The following is a 22,665-nucleotide window of genomic DNA, read 5'->3' as shown; positions in this document are numbered from 1 at the left end:
TTCGCTTCGGCAATGCGCGCTGCAGACATCCCGGCCGGCTCCTCCCGCCGGCCGATCCTCACATCGGGTTCGGCAGGTAGCTGGCCCCTCCCCGGCATTGCTTGAGATATTCCAGCGCCCGCACCTGGCCGGTGATCTCGAGGTCGCCGCGATAGACCGGGTCGTGCCAGCCTTCGATATCGATGGCCCCCTTGTAGCCGGCCAGTCGCAATTCGCTGATCACCCGCGTCCAGTCGCTGTCGCCGAAACCGGGCGTGCGCATCTGCACGAAGGGCAGCCGGCCGAACACGCCATGCTCGCGGATCACGTCCCAACGCACCGTCGCGTCCTTGCCGTGGACGTGGAAGATGCGCGGCGCCCATTTGCGGATCTGCGGCATCGGGTCGATCAGATAGACGAGCTGGTGGCAGGGCTCCCATTCCAGTCCGAGATTGTCGTCGGGCACTTCGTTGAACATCAGCTCCCAGGCGTCCGGATTGTGGGCAATGTTCCAGTCGCCGGCGGCCCAGTTGCCGTCCATGGCGCAGTTCTCGAACGCGATGCGCACGCCCTTGTCGGCGGCGCGCTTGGCCAGCGGTCCCCAGACCTCCTTGAAGCGCGGCAGGCTGTCCGGCAGAGGTTTGCCGCGCAGGCGGCCGGTGAAGCCGCTGACCATCGAGGTGCCGAACAGATGCGCGTTGTCGATCACCGTCTCCCAGGCCTTGAGCACGTCGCGATCGACCTCGCCGTCTTCCAGCGGATTGCCGAACACGCCGAGCGAGGACACGGTGACGTCGGCATCGCCGATCGCCTCGCGGATCTGACCGGCGAGAAGCGGCAGGTCCTTGCCGCCAAGCGTCTGCCAGAAGAAGGGTTGGATGCTCTCGAAGCCGAGCGGCAGGATCTGTTTGACGTAAGCCGCCGGGTCGTCGAGATTGGCCCGCACCATGGTGCCGATCCGGATGTCGAGAAGCGGGTTCGGCGTCATTGTGCGTCCTCTGCGATTGTCACGCGGCGGCCGGTCTCGGCGCTTTCGATGGCGCCAAAAACCATGGCCAGGCTCTTGATGTTGTCGGCGCCGCGCGTTTCCGGCTCGGTGCCGGTCTCGATGGCGCGAACGAAATCCTGGAGAATGCCGAGATGGCCTCCGACGCGATCGGACGCATCGAGCGGCGGCACCGCGATCGGTTGGGTTTTGTCGAACATTCCGTCGCGGCCCGGCATCACTGCTTCTGCCCTCAGGTCGTCATGATCGTCCCAGATGAGGCTGCCGCGCTCGGCGACGATGCGCCATGTACTTTCCCAACTGGTGCGGAAGCCGGCGGCGCACCAGCTCCCGGCATAGGTGAAGACCTTGCCGCGGCCGAGATCGAAGACGGCGCTGGCCGACGATCCCTGCCGGTACCAGGAATTGGCCGGCTCCCATTCCTGGCAATAGACATTGGCCGGCTCGCCGGCGACCATGTAGCGGGCGGCGTCGAATGTGTGGATCGCCATGTCGAGCAGCAGCACATGCGCCATCTCCTCGCGAAAGCCGCCGAAATGCGGCGCGACGAAGAAGTCGGCGTGGATGCTGGTCGGCGTACCAATGGCGCCGGAGTCCAGGAACCTGCGGATGCGCCTGACATTGGCAACATAGCGGCGGTTCTGCACGACGGCGTGAATGCGCCCGGCGCGGCGAGCGGCCTCGACGATGGCGCGCGCATTTTCCGGACTGTCGGCGAGCGGCTTTTCCGTCAGCAGATGGCAATTGTGGGCAAAAGCGGAAAAAGCGACTTCGCGCCGGGCGGCTGGAACCACCACGTCGAACACCGCTTGCGGTTTGGTCTGATCGAGCACGGCGTCGAGATTGCTGCCGATGACAGCATTGGTGAGGTCGTATTCGCGCGCCCTCGCCCGTGCCCTGTCGGCATCGAGATCCACGAGGCCGACAAGGGTGAGCCCGTGGATCTGCCTGATGGCATCGAGCCAGGCCTTGCTCATCGCTCCGCAGCCGACTAGGACGACATCGATCATCCAGCGCTCCTCCTCCGCTCGGTCCCTCCAGACCGATCGTCACGGCATCCACGGCAGGACCGTAAACGTTTTTCCGTAAACGTTTACGAGAACACACCCGAAGGCGTAGAATGTCAATTGGCCGTTGGCGAAAATCGTCCTGTCGCCTTGGCCTGAGCGGCTACCGGTGCTAGCCAAGCAAGGGGGAGAACAGTCACTTGGCATCCAGCATTCACGACCTTGCCCGTCACCTGAACATTTCGATCGGCACGGTGTCGCGAGCGCTGAACGGCCGCGCCGACGTCAATGCCGACACACGCCAGCGCGTACTCGAGGCGGCCAGGACGCTCAACTATTCGCCGAACCAGTCCGGCCGCAGCCTGAGGCAAGGCGCCACCCATTCGATCGCCTTCATGCTGCAGCCGCATCCCGGTGACCAGCAATATGGCGAGCCGTTCTTCATTCCATTCCTGATCGGGCTGCAGGCCAGGCTTGCCGAAAGCGGGCTCGACCTGACCGTGGTCATGGGGGCGCCGGGCGACTACCAGCAGGAGCGCCTGCGCCGTGTCGTCGAAACGCGCCGCGCCGACGCGGTGCTGCTGGCCTGGACGCGGCGCGAGGACGAGCGCATCGACTATCTCACGCAAGCCGGCTTTCCCTTCGCCACGCTCGGCCGCAGTCGCTCCGGGGCCAAGTCCTATCCTTCCCTCGACCTCGATTTCGAGAAGGCCGGCGCCGACGCCGTCGACCGCCTGGTGGCGCGCGGCCACCGCCGCATCGCCGCCGTCCGTCCGTCGCTCGACCTCAACTTCGGCTATTTGTTCCTGGCCGGCTACCGCAAGGCCCTGAAGCGGCACGGCATCGAGATCGACCCCGAGCTGATCGCCTCCGGCTTCATCAACGAGGCCGGCGGCTACGAGGTGACGCCTCAGCTGATGCGCTCCAAGGACCCGCCGACCGCCATCATTTTCAACAATGATGCAATGGCGCTGGGCGGCTGCAAGGCGCTGGCCGAGATGGGCATCAGGCCGGGTCAAGACATGGCGGTGACCGTCATCGTCGACACGCCGCTCTGCCGCTATTTTTCCCCGGCGCTGACCGCCTTCCGCCCGGCGCTGGAGCCAATGGGACAACGCCTCGCCGAAATGCTGCTGGCGTCGCTTCCCGCCTTCGCCGGCCCGGAGGGGCCGCGGATCATCCGCGAGGTCTGGCCACTGGAGCTGGTCGCGCGCGACAGCGATTGACATGGAGTGAGTTAAGCCAGATCGGCTGCGGATTGCCCGGGTAGAGCTTAGTCCACCTTCTTCTCGCCTCGCTCCCCGGCCTTGACGATGTCGCCCGTGGTGAACAGGATTTCCTTCAGTTCCGCGCGCCAGTCCTTCTTCTGGCGCAGCAGGAATTCGAGATCCATGCCGAAATGCTTGAACTCTTCGCTCTGCGCGTTCTTCATGATGGCGCGCGCCTGCGGGTCCTTCTCCACCGACATGCGCTGTTCGTACCAGCTGATCGCTTCCGCCTCCTCGATCAGCGAGGTGATCATGCGGGCAAAGGTCCGCACCTCCTGCGACAGCTCTTCAGGCGGTTCGTGATACTGGTCGAAACCCATGTCGTCCTCCCCTCAAACAGCACATCGGTGCGCAGTGCACCGGCCGCAACCTTGAATGCGCGGGAGGCGCTGTAGGTTCCGGATCGCGCCACAACCAGGGCGATCAGCGGGAGCCAGCCTCAAGATACCGGCGCCGCTCCGCCCTCTGCCGTGCGCCGCGCGATAAACTCATCCAGCACGCCGGCGGTGGCGGCAGCCGTTGCCGGTGGCGTGAAATCGGCAAGCACCCGCCTCCAGACGCCGGTGGCGCGCTCGCTTGCCGTCTTCGAGCCGCTTTGCGTCCAGTTGCCGAAATTCGACCAGTCGGCCACCAGCGGTTCATAGAAGGCGGTGCGGTAGCGCACCATGGTGTGGCCGGCCGAGAAGAAATGGCCGCCCGGCTGCACCTCGGCGATCGCTTCGAAACCGATGGAATCGCTGTCGCCAGGTGTCGGGGCACAGAGCTCGGCCACTGTCTGCAAAGCCTCGATGTCGGTGACCAGCTTTTCGAAGGAAACGCTTAAGCCCCCCTCCAGCCAGCCGGCGGCATGGATGCACATCGTCGCCCCCGCCAGCACCGAGCCCCACAGCGCGAACTGCGTTTCGTGCGCGGCCTGCGCGTCGGAGATGTTGGCCGCGCTGCCGCCGCCGGACCGCCACGGCAGCCCGGTGAAGCGCGCCAGCTGGCCGGCGCCCAGCGTCGCCTTGACATGCTCCGGCGTGCCGAAGGCAGGCGCGCCGGATTTCATGTCGACATTGGAGGAGAACGAGCCGTAGACGACCGGCGCACCGGGCCGCACGATCTGCGCCAGCGTCAGCCCGGCCAGCGCTTCGGCGTGCTGCAGCGTCAACGCACCGGCGACCGTGATCGGCGCCATGGCGCCCGCCAGGCAGAACGGCGTGATGACGGAGATTTGGCCCGCGCGGGCGAAATCGATGATGCCTTGCGCCATCGGAATGTCGAGCTGGCGCGGCGAGTTGGTGTTGATGACGGTGTAGCAATATGCGTTTTCCAGAAACTCGTCCTGCGACAGGCCGCGCGCCAGCCGCAGCATCTCGAACCCGTCCTCGACCTGCGGCGTACCGCGCGCGAAGACGAATGGAAACTTGTCCGACAGCGTCAGCTGCGCGCGGTTGACGGCATAGTGGCGAAACCGGTTGTCGACATCCTGCGGTTCGATGCAGGGCCCCAGCATATGCAGCACGTCGAAATGCTGCACCAGCCGCATGAGATCCTCGAAATCCGCCAGTGTTCCCGGCCGCCGGCCGCGCTCGAGATCGGTGACGTTCGGTGCTCCGCTCCCGGCCAGGAAGGTCATCGAGCCGAGCTCCAGCATCAGATCGCGGGCGCGGGAACCGGCATGAGCGTGGATCGACTTCGGCGCCGAGGCCAGTGCCGCCGTCACCATGTCGCGACCGATGCGCACCATGCCGGTGTCCGGATCGACCAGCGCGCCAGCGCTGGCGAAGTGCTCACGCGCCTGCGGCAGCAGCACCTTGATGCCGAGCTCTTCCAGCACCCGCAGCGCCGTGTCGTGAATCGCGGCCACCTGATCCTCCGAAAAGATCGGCTGCGGCAGGAATGGATTCTTCAGCGAATGGTAATTGGGCCGGCGGCTGCTTTCGCTGCCGGCCTCGCCCGTGCGTCCACGCCGGCGCTCGCGCCTGCTGTCCCGTGCCGCGTCATCGACCATGGTGTATTCTCCTCATTGCCGCATCGCCTTGCCCTCGGGATCGTAGGGCGAGGCCGCGATGACGCGTGCCGGCCGCTCGACGCCTACAATGTGCACCGAAAGCGCCGTCCCCTCCTCGGCAAAATCGTCGTCCACCAACGCCAGTGCGACGCTCTTGCCGATCGTGTAACCAAATCCGCCCGAGGTGACGAAACCGACGCGCCGACTGTCATGCCAGACTGGCTCGAAACCGCTGGCATCGGCATCAATAGCGTCGATCTCCAGCGTCACGATCCGCTGCGAGGCACCGGCGTCGCGCTCCTTCAACGCCGCTTCGCGGCCGATGAAGTCGCTCTTGCCGAAAGCGATGAACCGGTCGAGACCGGTCTGGCCCGGCGTGTAGCCTTGCGTGAATTCGCGCGACCAGATGCCAAAGCTCTTCTCCAGCCGCAGCGCATTGAGCGCGTAATAGCCGATTTCGGCCAAGCCGAGATCCTCGCCGGCGGCCAGCAGCGTTTCGCGCAGAGTGGCATGCATGGTCACAGGGCAACTGATTTCGAAGCCGAGTTCGCCCGCGATCGACAGCCTTGCCACACGTGCCTGCACCATGCCGACGTCGAATGCTCCACAAGCCATAAATGGCAGTGCCGCGCCGGAAACATCCTGATGCGTTGTGCGCTCCAGGATCTTGCGCGCATTCGGCCCGGTCAGCAGAAAGCCGCTCATCGTGTCGGAGAGGTCGGCGACGGCGACGCCTTCAGCCGCATGGCTCTCGAACCAGCGCATGTGGAATTCCCGGAGATAGTAGGAGCCCATCAGCCAATAGCTGCCGCCGCCCCAGTTGAAGACGGTGAGGTCGCCCTTCAGCCGTCCGTCAAGACCGAGCATCGGCGCCAGGCCGGCCCGCCCCGGCTTCGGCAGCCTGCAGGCGAGCAGCCGGTCGAGCCAGGCTTCCGCACCTGGCCCCGCCACCGCATAGCGCGAATAGGCCGAGATATCGACGAGACCGGCGGCGCGCCGCACCTGCAGCGCCTCGTCGCCGACGATGTCGAAGGCGTTGGAGCGCCGCAGCGTCGTGTTCTCGGCAAATCCCATCGGCGCGAAATAGGCCGGGATTTCCAGCCCCCACGACGCCGTCCATTCGCATCCCGCGGCCGTCATGCCGTCATAGGCGCCGGGGCGTTTCAGCGGCCGGCCGGCGGGCAGCCGCTCATTGGGAAAGGTCATGACGAAGCGGCGCGAATAGAACTGGCGTGTCGTCTGCTTGAGATATTCCCGGTTGGCGGCGAAGGCGCCGTAGCGGGCGATGTCCATGCCAAAAATGTCGGCCTGCGGTTCGCCGTAAATCATCCATTCGGCCAGCGACTTGCCGACGCCGCCGCCCTGGCTGAAACCGGCCATGACGCCGCAGGCGACCCAGTAATTCTTCAGCCCGCGCACCGGCCCGACAATCGGATTGCCGTCCGGGGTGAAGGTGAAGGCACCGTTGACCCATTTGCGGATGCCGGCCGTCGCCAGGCAAGGAAAGCGCTCATGCGCCTTGGCGAGTTCGGGGCTGATGCGGTCGATGTCTTCCGGGATCAGTTCGATGCCGTAGTCCCATGGCGCACCATCCATGTTCCAGTGCTTTGGATTCTGCTCGTAGACGCCAAGCAGCACACCCTTGCGCTCTTGCCGCAGGTAGGAGAAGCCGTCGAGATCGACGGCGATGCCGATTTCCCTGTCCAGCGCCGCGATCTCGGGAATGTCCTCCGTGATGAAATAATGGTGCTCCATCGGCGTCACCGGCAGGTCGACGCCGGCCATGCGGCCGAGCTGCTTTGCCCACAGCCCGCCGGCATTGACGACATGCTCGGCGATGATGGTGCCCTGCTCCGTGACGACATCCCAGCGACCGTCGGCGCGCGGCTTCAACTCGACCACCCGGTTGCGCAGGATGATGTCGGCGCCGCGCTTCTTCGCAGCACCCGCATAGGCATGCGTCGTGCCGTACGGGTCGAGATGGCCTTCGTTGGAATCATGCAGCCCGCCAAGCACACCGGTGACGTCGACGATCGGGCAGATCGTCTTGATCTCATCGGGCGTTACCAACCTAGCGGTCTCGATGCCGACCGACTGGAACACCGCCCAGGCCGATTTCAGCCACTCCCACCGCGCGGGATCGCTGGCGATGTTGACGCCGCCGGTCATATGCAGGCCGATATCCTGGCCGGATTCGGCCTCGATCTCGCGGTAGAGACTGATGGTGTAGTCCTGCAGCGCCGCCACGTTGGGGTCGGCGTTAAGCGCATGGAAGCCTGCCGCCGCGTGCCAGGTCGAACCGGCCGTCAGTTCGGCGCGCTCGATCAGCGCCACATCCCTCCAGCCGAACCGCGTCAGGTGATAGAGCACCGAGGCTCCAACCACGCCACCTCCGATGACGACTGCGCGGTAGTGCGACTTCAAGGCTTCCCCTCCACGGTTAGTCCGAAGGCTGAAGCATATATACACTGGACATAAGTGTCTAGTGCGCGCGCGCATCGTTTTTCGTCGACCGCCGGCATGTACTGCGTGCTGTCACGCAAGCATCATGTTCGCGCCGTAGACCGCGTTTCGGGGAGGCGCGGCATCATCGATGTCGCACCTCTTTCAGTTTTCGTCCCGCGTCCGCTCCGGCACATCCGCCACAAAGAGGATTATCCATGAAACACCTGTATCGAACCGCGTCGCTCGGCGTCGCGCTGGCCTTGTTCACCGCCTTGACGCCGGCCCTCGCCGACAGCACCACGGCCGTCGCCGGCCCGGTCAATAAGGGGCTGGTCGGCGTCGGCCGCATCCCGGCCGCTCAGCGCGACAAGTTCGGCGAGACGTTTGGATCGGGCTCCGGCATGTCGATCGACACATCAGGCTGGACGCATGAGGCCGCCGGCTACAAAGGTTCGCTCTGGCTGCTGCCAGATCGCGGCTACAATGTCGTCGGCACCACCGACTACCGGCCGCGCCTCAACACCATCGGCATCGAGTTTACCCCGGTGGCACCGGGTGCGGCACCTGCTGCCGGCCAGCGGCAGACCGGCGTCAAGGCAACGCTCGCCGACACCATGCTTCTCACCGACGACAAGGGGGCTGATGCCACAGGCCTCGATCCGCTCAACGGCGTGCGCGCGGCAAGCGGCGACATGCCGATCCTGCCGCAAGCCGACAATGGCAAGCTGGCGCTCGACAACGAGGCGATCGTGCGGCTGCCCGATGGTTCGATGTTCATCTCCGACGAATACGGCCCGAACATCTATCGGTTTTCCGCCGACGGGCATCTGCTGTCGGCAACCCAGCCACCGGCCGCCCTCGTGCCGATGCGCCAGGGCACGCCGAACTTCGCCTCGGACAATCCGGGACCCGGTGCCGCCGAGCCCGATCCGAAGGACCCCGAAACCGGCCGCCAGAACAACCAAGGCCTCGAAGGCATGGCAATGACGCCAGACGGCAAGTTCCTGATCGCCGTGCTGCAGTCGGCGCCCCGGCAGGACGGCGGCGATTCGCCCGCCACGCGCCAGAACACCCGCGCCCTGGTCTACGACGCATCCGACCTCGGCCATCTCAAGCTGGCGCATGAGTATGTCGTGCCGCTGCCGGTGTTCAAGGATGCCAAGGGCAAGACCAAGGTCGCCGCGCAGAGCGAGATCGTGGCACTGTCGGATCAGACCTTCCTGATGCTGGCGCGCGACAGCGGCAACGGCCAGGGGCTGAAGGGCGGCACCTCGCTTGTGCGCCAGATCTTCGTCGTCGACGTCTCGGCCGCGACCGACATCGCCGGCGGCGCCTTCGACGCCGCTGACAAGCCGGTCGCCCCCAAGGGCGTCGTCGACCCATCGGTGACACCGGCCAAGCTGACGCCATTCATCGACATCAACGACAGTGCCGAGCTCGGCCGCTTCGGCCTGCACAATGGCGCGCCCAACGACCAGGATAACCTGTCCGAGAAGTGGGAGGCGATGTCAGTGGTCAGCGTTCTGGATCCGAAGCTGCCCGACGACTACTTCCTGTTCGTCGCCAACGACAACGACTTCCTCACCCAGGACGGTTTTCAGGTCGGCGCGCCCTACAAGGCCGAAGACGGCGCCAATGTCGACACCATGTTCCTGGTCTATCAGGTCACGCTGCCGGGTCTGGCCAAGAAGTAACGACCACTGCACGGACGGGCGCGCTTGGCGCGTCCGCTGGGGCAGCGGCTGGTATGAACGGGGGGCAGCGGCTTTCAGCCGTGCGGCGCGTTCGCAAGGGTGCATCTCGGTCCCGCCTGCGATATCATCGTGGACTGGATCCCAAATCACCATCTGCCGAGCTGCCCGCCATGGACGAAAAAATGCCCGCGCGCCGGCGCACCGGCGACCTGACCAGCGGCCCGATCCCGCGCACGCTTCTGCTGTTCGCCTTGCCGGTGCTCGGCTCCAACGTGCTGCAGTCGCTCAACGGATCGATCAACGCCGTCTGGGTCGGCCGTTTCCTCGGCGAATCGGCGCTGACCGCCACCTCCAACGCCAACCTCGTCCTGTTCCTGATCCTCGGCACTGTGTTTGGCATCGGCATGGCGGCCACCATTCTGGTGGCCCAGTCGGTCGGTGCCCGCGACCTGCCCGAGGCGCGCCGCATCGTCGGCACCAGCGCGACGTTCTTCTTCCTCGTCTCGGTTATCTTCGCGGTATGCGGCTGGATCTGGGTCGACGCCATTCTCAACACGCTCGGCACACCGGTCGATGCCTTGCCGCTGGCCCGGTCCTATCTGCGCATCATCTTCGTCGCCGTGCCGATGATGAACCTTCTGTCCTTCGTCATGACCGTGCTGCGCGGTGCCGGCGATTCACGCACGCCCTTCTTCTTCATGGCGCTGGCCGTCGTCCTCGACATCGTGCTCAACCCATTGCTCATCCGCGGCATCGGGCCGTTTCCCGAGCTCGGTATCGCAGGCTCCGCCACGTCGACGCTGATCGGCCAGACGGTAAGCGTGATCGCCATCCTGATCGTGCTCTATGTGCGCAAGCATCCGCTGCGGCTGGCCGGCGCCAACCTCGCTCTGCTGCGGCCCGATCCCACCTTGCTTCGCATCGTCGTCTTCAAGGGCGTGCCGATGGGTCTGCAGATGATTGTCATCTCCGCGGCTGCATTGACAGTGATGGGCATGGTCAACTCCAACGGCTCACAGGTCGCCGCCGCCTACGGCATCGCCGCCCAACTGTGGACCTACATCCAGATGCCGGCGCTCGCCATCGGCGCTGCGGTGTCCTCGATGGCGGCACAAAATGTCGGCGCCGGGCGCTGGGACCGGATCGGCCGCATCGCCGCCTCCGGCGTCGGCTTCAACCTGGTCCTGACCGGCGCGCTGGTTGCCGTGCTGTCGGTTTTCGACCGTTCGGTGCTGAGCCTGTTCCTGAGCAGCGACAGCGCGGCGATCGACATCGCCGTCCACATCAACAATGTCGCCTCATGGTCGTTCATTCTGTTCGGCATAACCATCGTGCTGTTTGCCACCGTACGAGCCACGGGTGCCGTGATGCCGCCGCTGATCATCCTGGTCATTTCGGTGCTGGTCGTGCGCACCGGCTTCGCCTATTTCATGCGTGGCGTGATCGGCGAGGAAGCGCTGTGGTGGAGTTTCCCGGCGGGTTCAATCAGCTCGCTTATACTGGCCGCAGCCTACTACCGTTTCGGCCGCTGGCGCACCACGCACATGATCGAGAACAGGCCGGCCGCCGGCGAGCCGCCGGACACCGGTCTTGGCGTGCCGCGCGGACGCGCGCATCTTTCGCCTGAAACACCGAACGGCTGAAGCCAACCCGGTTCCGCTGGACAGCTCCAGGGCTCAACGCCCGTGTTGTTTCAGCTCAAAAGCCAGTGCCACCAACGCAAACGCCACGATCACGCCGGCGAATGCCAGGCTGGCGGCGATGGGACTGGCATAGGTCGAAACGATGCCAATGCCGATGACGGGCAAGGCGTTGCCGACAAAGCAGCAGATGAAGAAGCTGGACACCACTTCGGCGCGACGAGCCTTCGGCGCGATCTCGTTCACCACCTGCAGGCCACCACGGTAACCAAGCGCCGCCGCAACGCCGCAACAGGCCGTCGCAGCAACCATCAGTGCCATCGAGGCCAGTATCTGCGCCGCCACCACCAACGAGACGCTTGGGATCATCAATGCCAGCGCAGCCAGCATCGCTTTGTTGCTCTTCATGTGCATCAGAACGACAATGCTGATCGCGGTGACGATCGCCAGTTCGAAGAACAGCGCGCCGGCGACGGCGTGGTTGGTCACATGCAGCTGCTGCGCCAGGATGCTCGGCGCCAACGCGGCGTAGAACCCGACCAGCGCCATCGCGCCGAAGCCGGTCACCGCCGGCGCGACGAAGCGCGCACGGATTTCCTCCGGGACGGAAAGTTGCGGCCGCAAGGAAAGCCGCCGCAGGCCGCCCGGCTTCGCCACCGTTTCGCGAGTGCGCCAGACCAGGATCGTTACCACCAAAAGTGCTGCCAGATAGACGATGAAGATCAGCCGCAACGGCCATGGCTCATATTCAGCCAGAAGTCCCGAAATCAGTGCGCCGAAGCCGAGGCCGAGGAAATTGGTGCTGGTGGCGATCACACTGGCACGCGACTTGTCCGCGCCGGGAAGAAGCTCGGCAATCCACGCGGTTCCGGTCCCCGCGCCGACGCCGATGCCAAGCCCGCTCAGGATGCGGGCGACGTCGAGCGAGACGACGTTTCCGGCAAACAGGAAGACAAGCGCACTGACGATGGCGACAAGCATCGCCGCCAGGCTCGCGGGCCGGCGCCCGACGACATCGGACACCCCGCCGAACATCACCAATGCCGCCAGATTGCCGACGACATACACGGCGTAGATCAGCGTCAGGGTGATTTGTGAAAAGCCGAATTGCTGCTTGTACACGATATAGAGCGGCGTCAGCACCGTGCTGCCGGCAAACAGCACCGCAATCATCGCGGCGACGGTGGGGATTGCAAGAGCATCGCCACCTGCTCCTTCGTGCGTATGCGCAAAATTGCGAATGGCCATTGCCAACCTCGTCACCAATTTCGGGGATCGAGGATTTAACGCGGTTTCATCCACGACGTTCCAGCCGACAGGGAGGCTCCTGACAGCACCGTGGACATTGCTTGAGCGGGATATCCGCCGGCTGAACAGGCTCGGATCGGGGCCAGCGGCTCCGATCCGTCATCTATCGCTCAACCGGTCGGCCTCACCTGCAGGGGAAGCCGGGCGCGATCTTGCACTTGCCGGGGCGCGGCTTGTGCGGCGGGCGATGGTGTGGAGGACGGTGCGGCCTGTGCTGCCAGTGCGGCCGATGCGGCGGGCGCACGATGATGATCGGCGGGCGAACGATTTGGGAGCGTTCGAGATAACCGGCGCTGGCCCAGCCGCTCACGCCGCCGCCGTGGATTCTACACCAGCCCGGCTGGCAGCCGGTGACATTGACCCTGAAGCCGGCGGGCAGCGTTCCCACTCTGGCGTATCCCGCTCCCGGCCCGCTACGGACGTTGAGGTTGGTCGAGGTGTGGGCGCTGTAGGCGAAGGCCGCGGCCGACGTCCCGAAGACCGCGGCCAGAATGGTCGCGACCACAAGCAGAAAACGAAATCTCATCAGTCCCCTCCATTCGAATCCCGCCGTACATCTGCTTCGGCCAAGACTGCCCTGCAAGAGGAGCGGCCAAGCCAAGAAAAGTCAACGGTGGGCGGCCGTAATCGTCCTGACCAGCGGGACTGATGCCGGATTTTCCTTGGACATGGTTGAGGAATTCCCCGGTTGCCATTTATTGGCTCCCCAACATCCGCTAGCGTTTACTCTCTTTCGACAATTCATCGTGGGCAAAGGTGGGATCCATGGGCAAAGGCAGGGTCGAGGCATTCACCGACGGCGTCGTGGCTATCATCATCACCATCATGGTGCTTGAGTTGAAAGTGCCGCATGGCGAGGATTTCTCCGCCCTGGTGCCGTTGTGGCCGATCTTCTTCTGCTACGTGCTGTCCTTCATCAATGTCGGCATCTACTGGAACAATTTGCACAACATGTTCCACGCCGTGCAGCGGGTCGACGGGCGCGTGCTGTGGGCCAACCTCAATCTGCTGTTCTGGCTGTCGCTGATGCCGGTGACCACAGCCTTCATGGGCGAGAACCACTTTGCGCCGGTGCCGGTCGCCGTCTATGGCACCGACCTCGCGCTATGCGCCATCGCCTACACCATACTCGCCGCCGCGCTGCATCGGCTTCACGGCAATGATACCGCCTTTGCCAAGGCGCTGGGTACTGACCGCAAGGGGAAGCTCTCGCTGGCTGTCTACATCGCAGCCGTCGTGCTGACCTTCGTCAGCCAGTGGATCGGCGTCGCGCTCTATGTGCTGGTCGCGATGATATGGCTCGTCCCGGATACGCGCTTTGCGCGGGTGATTGAAAAGTAGCTGTCTTCACGCATTTTCAAGGCAAAGCGTTGCACGTCTTTCCCAGAGTTGCGCTACTTGCGCATCGCTTTCAGTTTTTCCGCCACCGATGCGGCAAGGTCGGCATAGCGCTCCTCCAGCCGTTCCGCAGCCTTGACGATCGAGAAATCATGGCCGAACTTTTCCAGCGCCATGCGCAGCTTCTCGACGAACTCGGCTTGTTTCTCCAGGGCGGAAAAGAGCGTCTTCACCTGCGTTTCGCTGATGTCGGGGTTGGCCAGCATCTGCGGCACCTCACGGCCCATCTGGTCGCCAATGGCGGTCTGTTCCTTCAGAATTGCAACCCAGTCCGTCAATCAGGAAATCTCCGTTTGTCCCAGGGCCAAAGTTTGTTTTGTCCCCAGGACAAAATCTCTTTCGCGAAGGCAAAGGGCAACATGCGCAGCCTCGACCGAACTGGTCAACCCGACAAGGCGAGCAGAGGCTTGCACCGACCGGTTCCGGCGCTAAGTTCGGCGCCATCGAACAAGGAACCCATCGCCCATGATCACCGACGCCGAGATCCAGACCGCCCTGCCCGCGCTTGCCCCAGGCAATGCCGCCGTGATCACCGGCGCCGCCAGCGGCATCGGTCTGGCGGCCGCCAAGCGGCTTGCACTGATGGGCATGAAGATCGTGCTGGCCGACATTGGCGGCGCGCGGCTTGACGACGCCTCGCGCGCCGTTTCCGCGATCGCCGGCGACGATGCCGTGCTTGCCGTCGCCGCCGACGTTTCGAAGGCGGATGAGGTGGACCGCCTCGCCGAGAGGGCGTTCGGCGCCTTCGACGGCGTGTCGCTGCTGATGAACAATGCCGGCGTCGGCGACAATCCCGGGAAGCCATGGGAAAACCGCGATGCCTGGAAACGGCTGCTGGACATCAATTTCTGGGGCGTCGTGCATGGCGTGGAGGCCTTCGCGCCGCGCATGCTGGCCTCGGCCAGGCCGGGTCTGATCGTCAACACCGGCTCCAAGCAAGGCATCACCACGCCGCCCGGCAATCTTGCCTACAATGTCTCCAAGGCAGGGGTGAAAACCTTCACCGAAGGCCTGGCGCATGCGTTACGCAACGAACCCGGCGCCCGTGTCGCTGCCCACCTCCTGATCCCCGGCTTCACCTTTACCGGCCTGACCGAGGGCGCGACGGAAAAACCCGCCGGCGCCTGGACCGGCGAACAGGTTGTGGATTTCATGCTGGAATCCCTGACCAGAGGCGATTTCTACATCCTGTGCCCGGACAATGAGGCGGCCCGCCCGCTGGATGAAAAGCGCATGGCCTGGACGATCGGCGACATCATCGAGAACCGCCCAGCCCTGTCGCGCTGGCATCCGGACCACAAGGACAGTTTCGCGGCGTTCATGAAGGGCTGATTTTCAGGCCGCCTGCTTTTTCGACCCGCGCTTCCTCGCCACAACCTTCTTCGCCGCCATGTCGGCGATCTGTTCGTCATGCCGCTTTGCAGCACGCTCGCATTTGGCGCGGATTTCCTCGACTTCGGATTCGGTCAGATGTTCAATGCCGATGAAGTGATTGTGGCCCTTGCCGACCCGGATCAGTTCGTCGAGCTTGGCCTGGATCGCCGCGCCGTCGCGGTTCTGAGTGTTCTGGATCAGGAAGACCATCAGGAAGGTAATGATGGTCGTGCCCGTGTTGATGACGAGTTGCCAGGTGTCCGAAAAGCCGAAGAACGGACCGCTCACCGCCCAGACGATGACGATCAGGCAACAGACGGCAAATGTCGGCGGCAGACCGGCTATGCGGGCGACCCAGTTGGCGACCTTAGTGAAATGCTTTTCCATCTATCAAATCCTCGACGCTGCGGCGCGATGAGAAACAACCAGCGACCGTTTCGGGTTCCCGACGCAAACAAATACGTAAGTGCAATCGAATGCACGCATAAGGAGAACAAGGCAGAAAACACAGCTTATGGGTTCAATGTCACAGTAACCCTGCAGGCAAGAGTGCCTGTTCCTTCCGCTTCACAGCGGTTTACCTCCAGCCCCTTCCGCTGCGCCACCCCCGCATGGCGGAAGGGGTTTCAGTCCGGAGAGCGCGGAGCATGGTTTCCCGAAAGCGCCGACCGGCAGAAAGACGGACGGCCGCTCCACTTTCCCGCAGATTGCTTGGCAGCGCCGGCCTAGGCCTGCTGATGGCCTGTGCGACCGTGAGCGCCAGGGCAGAACCACCAACAGCACCGGCTGCCGAAATAGCGACGGATCCGACAATCACCGGCAGTCTCGAACGGCATTGGACCAACAACGCGCTGGACAGCGACCATGCGGTCAAGGACTGGTACACACTGTTGCGCGGTTCGCTGCAGCAGCAATGGGGCGACAACGACGCCAACGCGAAATTCAGCGCGGACTTCCAGGTAACGCATTTCGACAAGATTTCGATCGAGGACGACCGCGGATTGTCGCTATCGGCCGAGGCCTTCCGCCGGCTCGGCCCGGGTCTCGAACTGAGGGGATCGCTGAGCTATCGCGTCTCCAGCACCGGCGACAATCTGGATATCGGCCCGCTGACGCTGGGTACGCGCGAGTTCAAGCAGGTCTTCGGCGCCCAGACACAACTCGGCATCGACCTCGGCAATGCCACCTCGCTGATTCTCGAGGCGGCCGACAGCTACGAAAAGCTCGGCGCGACGCATTTCCAGGAAGATCTCATCCTGCCGGCGAAGCTGCATGCCGACCGCAATCTGTTCCAGTTGGCGGCTCGGGTCACCCGGACAGTTGGCCAGCTTGCCTTCGGCGCGTCCGCGTCCGCGCTGTTCGCCAGCGTCCAGGAAATTGGTTACCCGCCGCTGTTCCTGTCGTTCAACGCTTATACGCTGCGCGCCGAGGCGGCCTACAAGGCCACTGATGGTTCGACGCTGGGCGTGGCGCTGGGTGCGCAGTTCCTGCGCGGCGCCGACGACATCTACCAGCGCTGGCGTCCGACCTGGCAAGTCACCTTCGGCAAGCCGCTGCCGCATGGCTTCGAGCTGCGCGGCACCTATTTCGGCCGCTACGAAACGTCCGAAACCGACGATCCGCTAGCGTCATGGCTGCAGCGCGCGGAGCTGGAACTCGGCATGAAGGTGCGCGAGAACCTCGGCATCGCGTCCGGCATCTTCTATGAGCTCAAGGACAACCTGCTCTACGAGAACCAGGAGCGCCGCAAAGGCGTCTATGCCGAAGCGACGTACAACGCGACCAAATCGATGGCCATTGTCGTTCGCGTTGACGTTTCCGAGACCTTCAAGACCGTGATCGATGAGCGCGAACACACGGTCGATGCATTTGTGGGCCTGCGGGCGAAGATCTAGCTCATTCCCGCGCTTTGACTGGGCAGACCCACAAGCGGAGGCAGGAGGGTGTTGAAGACCCTCCTGCCCACGACACGTGACATAGGATGCCCGTGACTTTCCTGCTCAGTGACGGCTGCCGAGCTTGTAGCTGTTGCCGCCAAGGATATTGACGCCGATACCGCTGAGAACGCCGGTAAGGACGTTGGTCTTGTTGCCGTTCAGAATACCCTGGACGACATTGCCGCTCAGGATGTTATTGCCACTCAGGATGCCATTGAGCGCGGTCACCTGGCCGACACCGATGGACGGCGACACATTGATCAGGCTACCCGAGCTACCTCCCCAGCCGCCGGCATAGGCGCCGACAGTCGAGAACGAAACCATAGCAGCCGTGAGTACAAGTGCGAACTTCTTCATGACTTCTCTCCATTGTTGCTAGTAGTGTTTTCTTCGACTTCTTACGACTTACCCCCGAGCCGAGTAGTGCATTTTGCCGAAACTCTTGCAACCTTGGAGTGTTTCATTTCACGGATACAATCCGTTTTCCATTTCTTAACTTTAATATTTTACGTTAAGAAAATTGGTTACCGTCGACGTCTTGAGCTGGTCAGACGGCGTCGTTTTCCCAGCGATCGAGGAACGCTTCGATCGGCATTGCCTGCATGTCGGGAACCGCTCTGGCCAGCTTTTCGACCGGCCAGTCCCACCAGGCGAGAGCTTTGATCCGCTCCGCGATATCCGGAGCGAAGCGTGGCCGAAGCGCCTTCGCCGGCACCCCGGTGACGATCGCGTAGGGCGGCACATCACGCGTCACCACTGCGTTGGCGCCAACCACCGCGCCATTGCCGATGGTGACCCCTGGCATGATCACCGCGCCGTGGCCGATCCAGACGTCATGGCCGATGGTTACGGCTTTCGCCTGCCGCCGCTCGCGGAAGGCGGCATCGACGCCCAGCCAGCGAAAATACTCGTTCGGCCGGTAGCTGAGCTTGTGCTGGGTCAGCCGCTCTATGGGATGCTCCAGCGCATTGATGCGACTGTTGGCAGCGATCGAGCAGAATTTGCCGATCGTCGTGTAGATCGCTTCGCAATGGCGTTCGAAATAGGAGAAGTCGCCGACATTCACCTCGCGCAGCACCACTCGCTCGCCGATCGAGGCATAGCGGCCGAGCTTGCACGCCTTCAACTCCGCGGTCGGATGAATGCGCGGCTCGGGGTCTTTCGGGACGAGATTTTCGGAACGGTCCATGCCGGCGGCTTTACCCCCGAGCGATTGGTCCCGCAAGCGGGACCAATCGTCCGAAGGTCGGCAGCCTGTTACGGCTTGCCTTTGCTCCACACCACGTTCTGGCCGTAGAGCGGCACGGTGGTGACCGACATTTTGGCCGAGCCGTTCTGCACCTGGCGCGAATGCGAGAGATAGATCAGCGTCTCATTGGGCTTGTCGTAGATGCGGTTCACCACCTGCTTCTTCCAGATCAGGCTGATGCCTTGCTTGAACACTTCCTCGCCGCCCTCGCTCATGTCGATGTCACCGATGGTGATCGGACCGGTCTGGCGGCATGAGATCGAGGAATCGGACGGATCCTCGAACCAGTTGCCCTTGTGCAGGCGATCGATGATGCCGCGATCGAAATAGGAGACATGGCAGGTCACGCCCTCCACTTTCGGATCCTTGATCGCCTCGACGATGATGTCGTTGCCAAGCCAGTCGACGCCGACCTTGCCGACTTCCTCGGCGACCGCGGCACCGGCGCCAAGGACAACGCAGGCGGCCAAGGCGCCGCCGATCAGTTTCCGCCCAATCAGTCCGTGCCCAATCAGTCGTCGCCCAATCAGTCGTCGCAAACTAGCCTCCTGCGGTTCGAGTTGCCGGTCACAGGTGGGGCGAGCAGCCCGGCTTTGCAAGCAGATAGGGTCAACACCACTGCGGTTGCGGCAACGCGGCACTTTGCCTGTGCGAGGCCGAACCGCTAAGACTGTCGCACAGGCGCGGCATTGAGCCGGCGCGGCGATTTCTGCAGACGGACTTTTGATGATGATGCGTTCTATCCTGGTCGGCATTCTCGTCCTGATGGCTGCCGGCATCGGCTGGCTGACTTTCGACTGGTACCGCGGCCATTATGGCGGCGAGCCGTTCGGGGCCGCCTTTAGCCTGGTCGACCAGAAAGGCGCGCCGATCACCGAGGCCGCCTTCAGGGGGCAGCCCAGCGTCGTCTTCTTCGGCTTCACCCATTGCCCCGAGGTCTGCCCGACCACGCTGTTCGAACTGGCCGGCTGGCTGAAGACGCTCGGCGACGACGGCAAGAACCTGCACGCCTATTTCGTCTCGGTCGATCCCGAGCGCGACACGCCGGAAGTGATGAACGCCTATGTCAGCAATTTCTCCGACCGTATCGTCGGCATCACGGGCGCTCCGGACAAGGTCCATGCCATGGCCAAGTCGTTCGGCATCTATTGGAAGAAGGTCGACACCGGCGACGGCGACTACACGATGGACCACACCGCCTCGGTGCTGCTGCTCAACGCCAAGGGCGACTTCGCCGGCACCATCGCCTACGGCGAAAGCGCCGATACGGCCATCGCCAAGCTGAAGCGGCTGGCGGCGAAAGGCTGATTACCATTTCATGACCCAGACGCGCCTTTACTTCACCACCGGAAAGACCGAGTCCGTCAGCATTTTCGCGGCGCTCGAGGCAGCCTTCGAGGAAGAAGGGCTGCCGATCGCCGTCCTGGAGGTCGACGAGGACAAGGACATCCACGAAGTGTCGCTCTATGCCGATGGCGACGTCGATGCGGTCGAGACCCGCTTGAAGGACATCCTTGCTCGCCTTTCCCTGTCGAAGCTGGTCGAGCGCGAGGCCCTGCCCGACATCGACTGGGTGGCGCATTCGCTGGAAGAGCTGAAGCCGGTGCGTGCCGGCCGTTTCTTCGTCCACGGCGCGCATGACCGCAGGAAACGCCACAGCGGCGAACTCGCCATCGAGATCGAGGCCGGCCTCGCCTTCGGCACCGGTCACCACGGCACCACAGCCGGCTGCCTGGAAATGCTGGAAAGAGTGGTTCGGCGCGAGCATCCGCGCAATGCGCTCGACCTCGGCACCGGCAGTGCGGTGCTGGCGATCGCCATCGCCAAGCTGGCGCATATTCCTGTGCTGGCCACCGACATCGATCCGGTGGCGGTGCGGGTGGCTGCCGCCAATGCGCGGCTCAACCACGTCAAGGCACTGGTGGAAACAGCAACAGCACCAGGCTTTCACCATCCGATCTTCGGCAAGCGCGCGCCCTTCGATCTGATCGTCGCCAACATATTGGCGCGGCCGCTGATGCGGCTGGCGCCGCAAATGGCCGATCATATCGCACTTGGCGGCTCTATCGTGCTGTCAGGCATCCTCGAGCGCCAGCGCGACGCCGTCATCTCGGCCTATGTCGGCCAGAATTTTCGCCACGTGCGCACCTTGCACCGCGAAGGCTGGGTGACGATCCACCTGAAGCATTGAGGCATGCGGGCCGGCAACGACCGAGCTTGGACCAAGTTCCGCTGATTGTCAGTCAAGCGATGCTGTAGCAGGTTGCGCGCAGCCGGAAATCGATTCCGATTTCCGCGACCGTACGCTACGGTTGCGCTGACCGCAGGAGGCCCACAATGTTCCAGACCTTCGATTCCGCCGGCGACCCGACCGTCGGTAAACCGCGTGTGGCGTTGCTGCGCCAATGGCTTGAAGCCAACGGGCTGGACGGCTTCATCGTGCCGCGTGCCGACGAGCATCAGGGCGAATATGTCGCCGACCGTTCGGCGCGGCTGAAATGGCTGACCGGATTCAGCGGCTCGGCCGGTGTCGCCATCGTCCTGCGCGACCGCGCCTTCGTCTTTGTCGACGGACGCTACACGCTGCAAGTGCGCAGCGAGGTCGATCTCGACGTCTTTTCGATCGAAAGCCTGGTCGACAATCCGCCGGCTGTCTGGCTGAAAGACAATCTCGGCAAGGGCGCACGGCTCGGCTTCGATCCGTGGCTGCACACGATCAGCGAGATCAAGGCGCTGCAGGCCTCGGCCGACAAGTCGGGCGCCGTGTTGGTGCCGCTCGACGAGAACCCGATCGACATCATCTGGAAGGATCAGCCCGACGCGCCGGTGGCCCCCGTCGAACTCCACCCGATCGGTTTTGCCGGCGAACTCGCCAAGGACAAGCTGGCGCGGCTGGCGACGGCGATCGGCAAGGACGGCGCCACCCATGCCGTGCTGACCGACCCCTCCTCCATTGCGTGGGCCTTCAACATCCGTGGCGGTGACGTGCCGCACACGCCGCTGGCACTCGGCTTCGCCATCCTCGCCGCCGACGGGTCGCACCAGCTGTTCATGGATAAGCGCAAATTCTCGCGCCAGGTCGCGGCCTACCTCACCCAGCTCGCCGAGCCGCATGGGTCCGGCGAATTCGAAGCGGCGATCACATCACTTGCCAAGAGTGGCGCGAAAATCGCGCTTGACCCAGTGCTGGCGGCCGACAGGCTGCGCATGCTGGTCGAGGCCAATGGCGGCACCGTGATCGCCGCAGCAGACCCCGCCCGCATCCCGCGCGCCACCAAGAACCAGGCCGAGATCAACGGCTCGCGCGCCGCGCATCGCCGTGACGGTGCGGCCGTGGCGAAGCTTCTGTGCTGGCTGGAGCGGCAAAAACCCGGCTCGCTCGACGAGATATCGGTGGTCACCCGGCTGGAGGAGTCGCGCCGGCAGACCGGCGAAGAGACCCAAATGCCGTTGCGCGATGTCTCCTTCGACACCATTTCGGGCGCCGGCCCGAACGGCGCCATCATGCATTATCGCGTATCTCGCGCCACCAGCCGCAAGCTGCAGGCCGGCGAGCTGTTCCTGCTCGACTCCGGCGCGCAGTATCAGGACGGCACCACCGACATCACCCGCACCGTGCCGATCGGCCAGCCGACGCAGGAGATGCGCGAACGCTTTACCCTGGTGCTGAAAGGCATGATCGGCATTTCCACCTTGCGCTTTCCCGCCGGCACGCGCGGTTCGGAAATCGATGCCGTCGCGCGCATGGCGCTGTGGAAGCACGGTTGCGACTTCGCCCACGGCACCGGCCATGGCGTCGGCTCGTATCTGGCCGTGCATGAAGGGCCGCAGCGTATCGCCCGCACCGGCACCGAAAAGCTGCTCGAAGGCATGATGCTGTCCAACGAGCCGGGCTACTACAAGGAAGGTGCCTACGGCATCCGCATCGAGAACCTGATCCTGGTGACGCCGGCGCAAGAGATCGAGGGCGGCGATATCGCCATGCACGGCTTCGAGACGCTGACGCTGGCGCCGATCGACGTCAGGCTGGTGCAGTCGGACCTCCTGACGCGCGACGAGCTGCACTGGCTGGACACGTACCATGCGCGCGTGCTGGCCGAGATCGGCCCGATGCTCGACGGCGAAACGCTGGCCTGGCTGGAGAAGGCGACGGCACCGCTACCGCACGACGCGAAGATTTGAGGTGAGCTTCTTTCTCCCGTTTACGGCAGGACTATCGCGTATGGAATTCTTGAGATGGCTGCCCGGCACGGACCCCCACCCCTAACCCCTCCCCACAAGGGGGAGGGAGACTTCCGTTGGCGCTGACCCAGGAGAATCGCCTGTCTTTTCGGCGCCAAGAAGAATTAAAGGCACGCGGCAGCGTT

Annotated in this window: 21 protein-coding genes; 9 read left to right on the top strand and 12 right to left on the bottom strand. The window is 63.9% G+C overall.

From position 1 onward, the window contains the following. Positions 1–58: 58 nt before the first annotated feature. On the bottom strand, positions 59–967 hold the full coding sequence (locus EOA13_RS13115) for a sugar phosphate isomerase/epimerase (RefSeq protein WP_127293059.1): 909 nt from the start codon (positions 965–967) through the stop codon (positions 59–61). After that, positions 964–1,995 carry a Gfo/Idh/MocA family oxidoreductase gene (locus tag EOA13_RS13110; protein WP_127293057.1) on the bottom strand — a complete coding sequence of 344 codons (1,032 nt, stop codon included), beginning with the start codon at positions 1,993–1,995 and terminating at the stop codon, positions 964–966. Before EOA13_RS13110 ends, EOA13_RS13115 begins: the two co-directional genes overlap by 4 nt. A 197-nt stretch (positions 1,996–2,192) precedes the next feature. Here EOA13_RS13110 and EOA13_RS13105 point away from each other — a divergent pair, with 197 nt between their 5' ends. Beyond that, positions 2,193–3,218 carry a LacI family DNA-binding transcriptional regulator gene (locus EOA13_RS13105; RefSeq protein ID WP_127293055.1) on the top strand — a complete coding sequence of 342 codons (1,026 nt, stop codon included), beginning with the start codon at positions 2,193–2,195 and terminating at the stop codon, positions 3,216–3,218. 47 nt (positions 3,219–3,265) lie between these two features. Here EOA13_RS13105 and EOA13_RS13100 read toward each other — a convergent pair whose 3' ends face one another. From EOA13_RS13100 to EOA13_RS13090, 3 genes are all read right to left on the bottom strand, one after another. Further along, positions 3,266–3,580, bottom strand: coding sequence for a hypothetical protein (locus EOA13_RS13100; RefSeq protein WP_127293053.1), 315 nt, complete (start codon positions 3,578–3,580; stop codon positions 3,266–3,268). A gap of 119 nt (positions 3,581–3,699) precedes the next feature. After that, positions 3,700–5,253, bottom strand: coding sequence for a trimethylamine methyltransferase family protein (locus EOA13_RS13095; RefSeq protein WP_127293051.1), 1,554 nt, complete (start codon positions 5,251–5,253; stop codon positions 3,700–3,702). Positions 5,254–5,265: 12 nt separating this feature from the next. After that, a complete protein-coding gene (locus EOA13_RS13090; RefSeq protein ID WP_127293049.1) occupies positions 5,266–7,677 on the bottom strand; it encodes an FAD-dependent oxidoreductase in 2,412 nt (803 codons plus the stop codon). 236 nt (positions 7,678–7,913) lie between these two features. On the opposite strand from EOA13_RS13090, the gene EOA13_RS13085 reads away from it, so the two are divergent. Both EOA13_RS13085 and EOA13_RS13080 read left to right on the top strand, forming a co-directional pair. Further along, on the top strand, positions 7,914–9,392 hold the full coding sequence (locus tag EOA13_RS13085) for an esterase-like activity of phytase family protein (protein WP_127293047.1): 1,479 nt from the start codon (positions 7,914–7,916) through the stop codon (positions 9,390–9,392). A gap of 182 nt (positions 9,393–9,574) precedes the next feature. Continuing rightward, positions 9,575–11,035 (top strand): MATE family efflux transporter, encoded by a 1,461-nt coding sequence (locus tag EOA13_RS13080; RefSeq protein ID WP_245490368.1) that lies wholly within the window; start codon positions 9,575–9,577, stop codon positions 11,033–11,035. Positions 11,036–11,068: 33 nt separating this feature from the next. Here the strand turns inward: EOA13_RS13080 and EOA13_RS13075 are convergent, their stop codons facing one another. Together EOA13_RS13075 and EOA13_RS13070 are read right to left on the bottom strand one after the other, a co-directional pair. Further along, positions 11,069–12,280: an MFS transporter gene (locus tag EOA13_RS13075; protein WP_127293043.1), complete on the bottom strand. Its 1,212-nt coding sequence runs from the start codon at positions 12,278–12,280 to the stop codon at positions 11,069–11,071. A 184-nt stretch (positions 12,281–12,464) separates the two neighbouring features. Beyond that, the gene (locus EOA13_RS13070) at positions 12,465–12,866 is read right to left on the bottom strand and encodes an SH3 domain-containing protein (protein ID WP_023813119.1); all 402 of its coding nucleotides are present in this window, start codon (positions 12,864–12,866) and stop codon (positions 12,465–12,467) included. A 239-nt stretch (positions 12,867–13,105) separates the two neighbouring features. Here EOA13_RS13070 and EOA13_RS13065 point away from each other — a divergent pair, with 239 nt between their 5' ends. Beyond that, complete coding sequence (locus EOA13_RS13065) at positions 13,106–13,681, top strand: TMEM175 family protein (protein ID WP_127293041.1); 576 nt, start codon at positions 13,106–13,108, stop codon at positions 13,679–13,681. A gap of 53 nt (positions 13,682–13,734) precedes the next feature. Here the strand turns inward: EOA13_RS13065 and EOA13_RS13060 are convergent, their stop codons facing one another. Next, positions 13,735–14,016 carry a hypothetical protein gene (locus tag EOA13_RS13060; RefSeq protein ID WP_127293039.1) on the bottom strand — a complete coding sequence of 94 codons (282 nt, stop codon included), beginning with the start codon at positions 14,014–14,016 and terminating at the stop codon, positions 13,735–13,737. 187 nt (positions 14,017–14,203) lie between these two features. Here EOA13_RS13060 and EOA13_RS13055 point away from each other — a divergent pair, with 187 nt between their 5' ends. Continuing rightward, positions 14,204–15,070, top strand: coding sequence for an SDR family NAD(P)-dependent oxidoreductase (locus tag EOA13_RS13055; RefSeq protein WP_127293037.1), 867 nt, complete (start codon positions 14,204–14,206; stop codon positions 15,068–15,070). Positions 15,071–15,073: 3 nt separating this feature from the next. Here EOA13_RS13055 and EOA13_RS13050 read toward each other — a convergent pair whose 3' ends face one another. Beyond that, positions 15,074–15,499 (bottom strand): low affinity iron permease family protein, encoded by a 426-nt coding sequence (locus tag EOA13_RS13050; RefSeq protein WP_127293035.1) that lies wholly within the window; start codon positions 15,497–15,499, stop codon positions 15,074–15,076. 350 nt (positions 15,500–15,849) lie between these two features. On the opposite strand from EOA13_RS13050, the gene EOA13_RS13045 reads away from it, so the two are divergent. Further along, on the top strand, positions 15,850–17,007 hold the full coding sequence (locus EOA13_RS13045) for a hypothetical protein (protein ID WP_245490367.1): 1,158 nt from the start codon (positions 15,850–15,852) through the stop codon (positions 17,005–17,007). Between the two features lie 105 nt (positions 17,008–17,112). Here EOA13_RS13045 and EOA13_RS13040 read toward each other — a convergent pair whose 3' ends face one another. The 3 genes from EOA13_RS13040 to EOA13_RS13030 form a co-directional block, all read right to left on the bottom strand. Continuing rightward, complete coding sequence (locus tag EOA13_RS13040) at positions 17,113–17,406, bottom strand: hypothetical protein (protein ID WP_127293031.1); 294 nt, start codon at positions 17,404–17,406, stop codon at positions 17,113–17,115. A 190-nt stretch (positions 17,407–17,596) separates the two neighbouring features. Next, a complete protein-coding gene (locus EOA13_RS13035) occupies positions 17,597–18,238 on the bottom strand; it encodes a DapH/DapD/GlmU-related protein (RefSeq protein WP_127293029.1) in 642 nt (213 codons plus the stop codon). A gap of 68 nt (positions 18,239–18,306) precedes the next feature. Next, positions 18,307–18,798, bottom strand: a complete 492-nt coding sequence (locus EOA13_RS13030; protein WP_023813125.1) for a CreA family protein — start codon at positions 18,796–18,798, stop codon at positions 18,307–18,309. Positions 18,799–19,027: 229 nt separating this feature from the next. On the opposite strand from EOA13_RS13030, the gene EOA13_RS13025 reads away from it, so the two are divergent. The 3 genes from EOA13_RS13025 to EOA13_RS13015 all read left to right on the top strand — a co-directional run bounded on the left by EOA13_RS13025 (position 19,028) and on the right by EOA13_RS13015 (position 22,480). Then, on the top strand, positions 19,028–19,606 hold the full coding sequence (locus EOA13_RS13025; RefSeq protein ID WP_027034922.1) for an SCO family protein: 579 nt from the start codon (positions 19,028–19,030) through the stop codon (positions 19,604–19,606). A 10-nt stretch (positions 19,607–19,616) separates the two neighbouring features. Then, a complete protein-coding gene (locus EOA13_RS13020) occupies positions 19,617–20,489 on the top strand; it encodes a 50S ribosomal protein L11 methyltransferase (protein WP_127293027.1) in 873 nt (290 codons plus the stop codon). A 146-nt stretch (positions 20,490–20,635) separates the two neighbouring features. Next, the gene (locus EOA13_RS13015) at positions 20,636–22,480 is read left to right on the top strand and encodes an aminopeptidase P family protein (protein ID WP_127293025.1); all 1,845 of its coding nucleotides are present in this window, start codon (positions 20,636–20,638) and stop codon (positions 22,478–22,480) included. Positions 22,481–22,665 lie beyond the last annotated feature (185 nt).

The sequence above is a fragment of the Mesorhizobium sp. M7A.F.Ca.US.011.01.1.1 genome (assembly GCF_003998295.1).
Classification (GTDB): Bacteria; Pseudomonadota; Alphaproteobacteria; order Rhizobiales; family Rhizobiaceae; genus Mesorhizobium.
Note: the sequence above shows the minus strand (reverse complement) of the source record. Positions and strands in the feature narration are given on the sequence as shown.

Bases quoted from the DNA above. Each gene is read 5' to 3' on its own strand.
- EOA13_RS13115 (WP_127293059.1), bottom strand. From the start codon at position 967: ATGACGCCGAACCCGCTTCTCGACATCCGGATCGGCACCATGGTGCGG.
- EOA13_RS13110 (WP_127293057.1), bottom strand. From the start codon at position 1,995: ATGATCGATGTCGTCCTAGTCGGCTGCGGAGCGATGAGCAAGGCCTGG.
- EOA13_RS13100 (WP_127293053.1), bottom strand. From the start codon at position 3,580: ATGGGTTTCGACCAGTATCACGAACCGCCTGAAGAGCTGTCGCAGGAG.
- EOA13_RS13095 (WP_127293051.1), bottom strand. From the start codon at position 5,253: ATGGTCGATGACGCGGCACGGGACAGCAGGCGCGAGCGCCGGCGTGGA.
- EOA13_RS13085 (WP_127293047.1), top strand. From the start codon at position 7,914: ATGAAACACCTGTATCGAACCGCGTCGCTCGGCGTCGCGCTGGCCTTG.
- EOA13_RS13080 (WP_245490368.1), top strand. From the start codon at position 9,575: ATGCCCGCGCGCCGGCGCACCGGCGACCTGACCAGCGGCCCGATCCCG.
- EOA13_RS13075 (WP_127293043.1), bottom strand. From the start codon at position 12,280: ATGGCCATTCGCAATTTTGCGCATACGCACGAAGGAGCAGGTGGCGAT.
- EOA13_RS13070 (WP_023813119.1), bottom strand. From the start codon at position 12,866: ATGAGATTTCGTTTTCTGCTTGTGGTCGCGACCATTCTGGCCGCGGTC.
- EOA13_RS13065 (WP_127293041.1), top strand. From the start codon at position 13,106: ATGGGCAAAGGCAGGGTCGAGGCATTCACCGACGGCGTCGTGGCTATC.
- EOA13_RS13055 (WP_127293037.1), top strand. From the start codon at position 14,204: ATGATCACCGACGCCGAGATCCAGACCGCCCTGCCCGCGCTTGCCCCA.
- EOA13_RS13050 (WP_127293035.1), bottom strand. From the start codon at position 15,499: ATGGAAAAGCATTTCACTAAGGTCGCCAACTGGGTCGCCCGCATAGCC.
- EOA13_RS13045 (WP_245490367.1), top strand. From the start codon at position 15,850: ATGGCCTGTGCGACCGTGAGCGCCAGGGCAGAACCACCAACAGCACCG.
- EOA13_RS13040 (WP_127293031.1), bottom strand. From the start codon at position 17,406: ATGAAGAAGTTCGCACTTGTACTCACGGCTGCTATGGTTTCGTTCTCG.
- EOA13_RS13035 (WP_127293029.1), bottom strand. From the start codon at position 18,238: ATGGACCGTTCCGAAAATCTCGTCCCGAAAGACCCCGAGCCGCGCATT.
- EOA13_RS13025 (WP_027034922.1), top strand. From the start codon at position 19,028: ATGATGCGTTCTATCCTGGTCGGCATTCTCGTCCTGATGGCTGCCGGC.
- EOA13_RS13020 (WP_127293027.1), top strand. From the start codon at position 19,617: ATGACCCAGACGCGCCTTTACTTCACCACCGGAAAGACCGAGTCCGTC.
- EOA13_RS13015 (WP_127293025.1), top strand. From the start codon at position 20,636: ATGTTCCAGACCTTCGATTCCGCCGGCGACCCGACCGTCGGTAAACCG.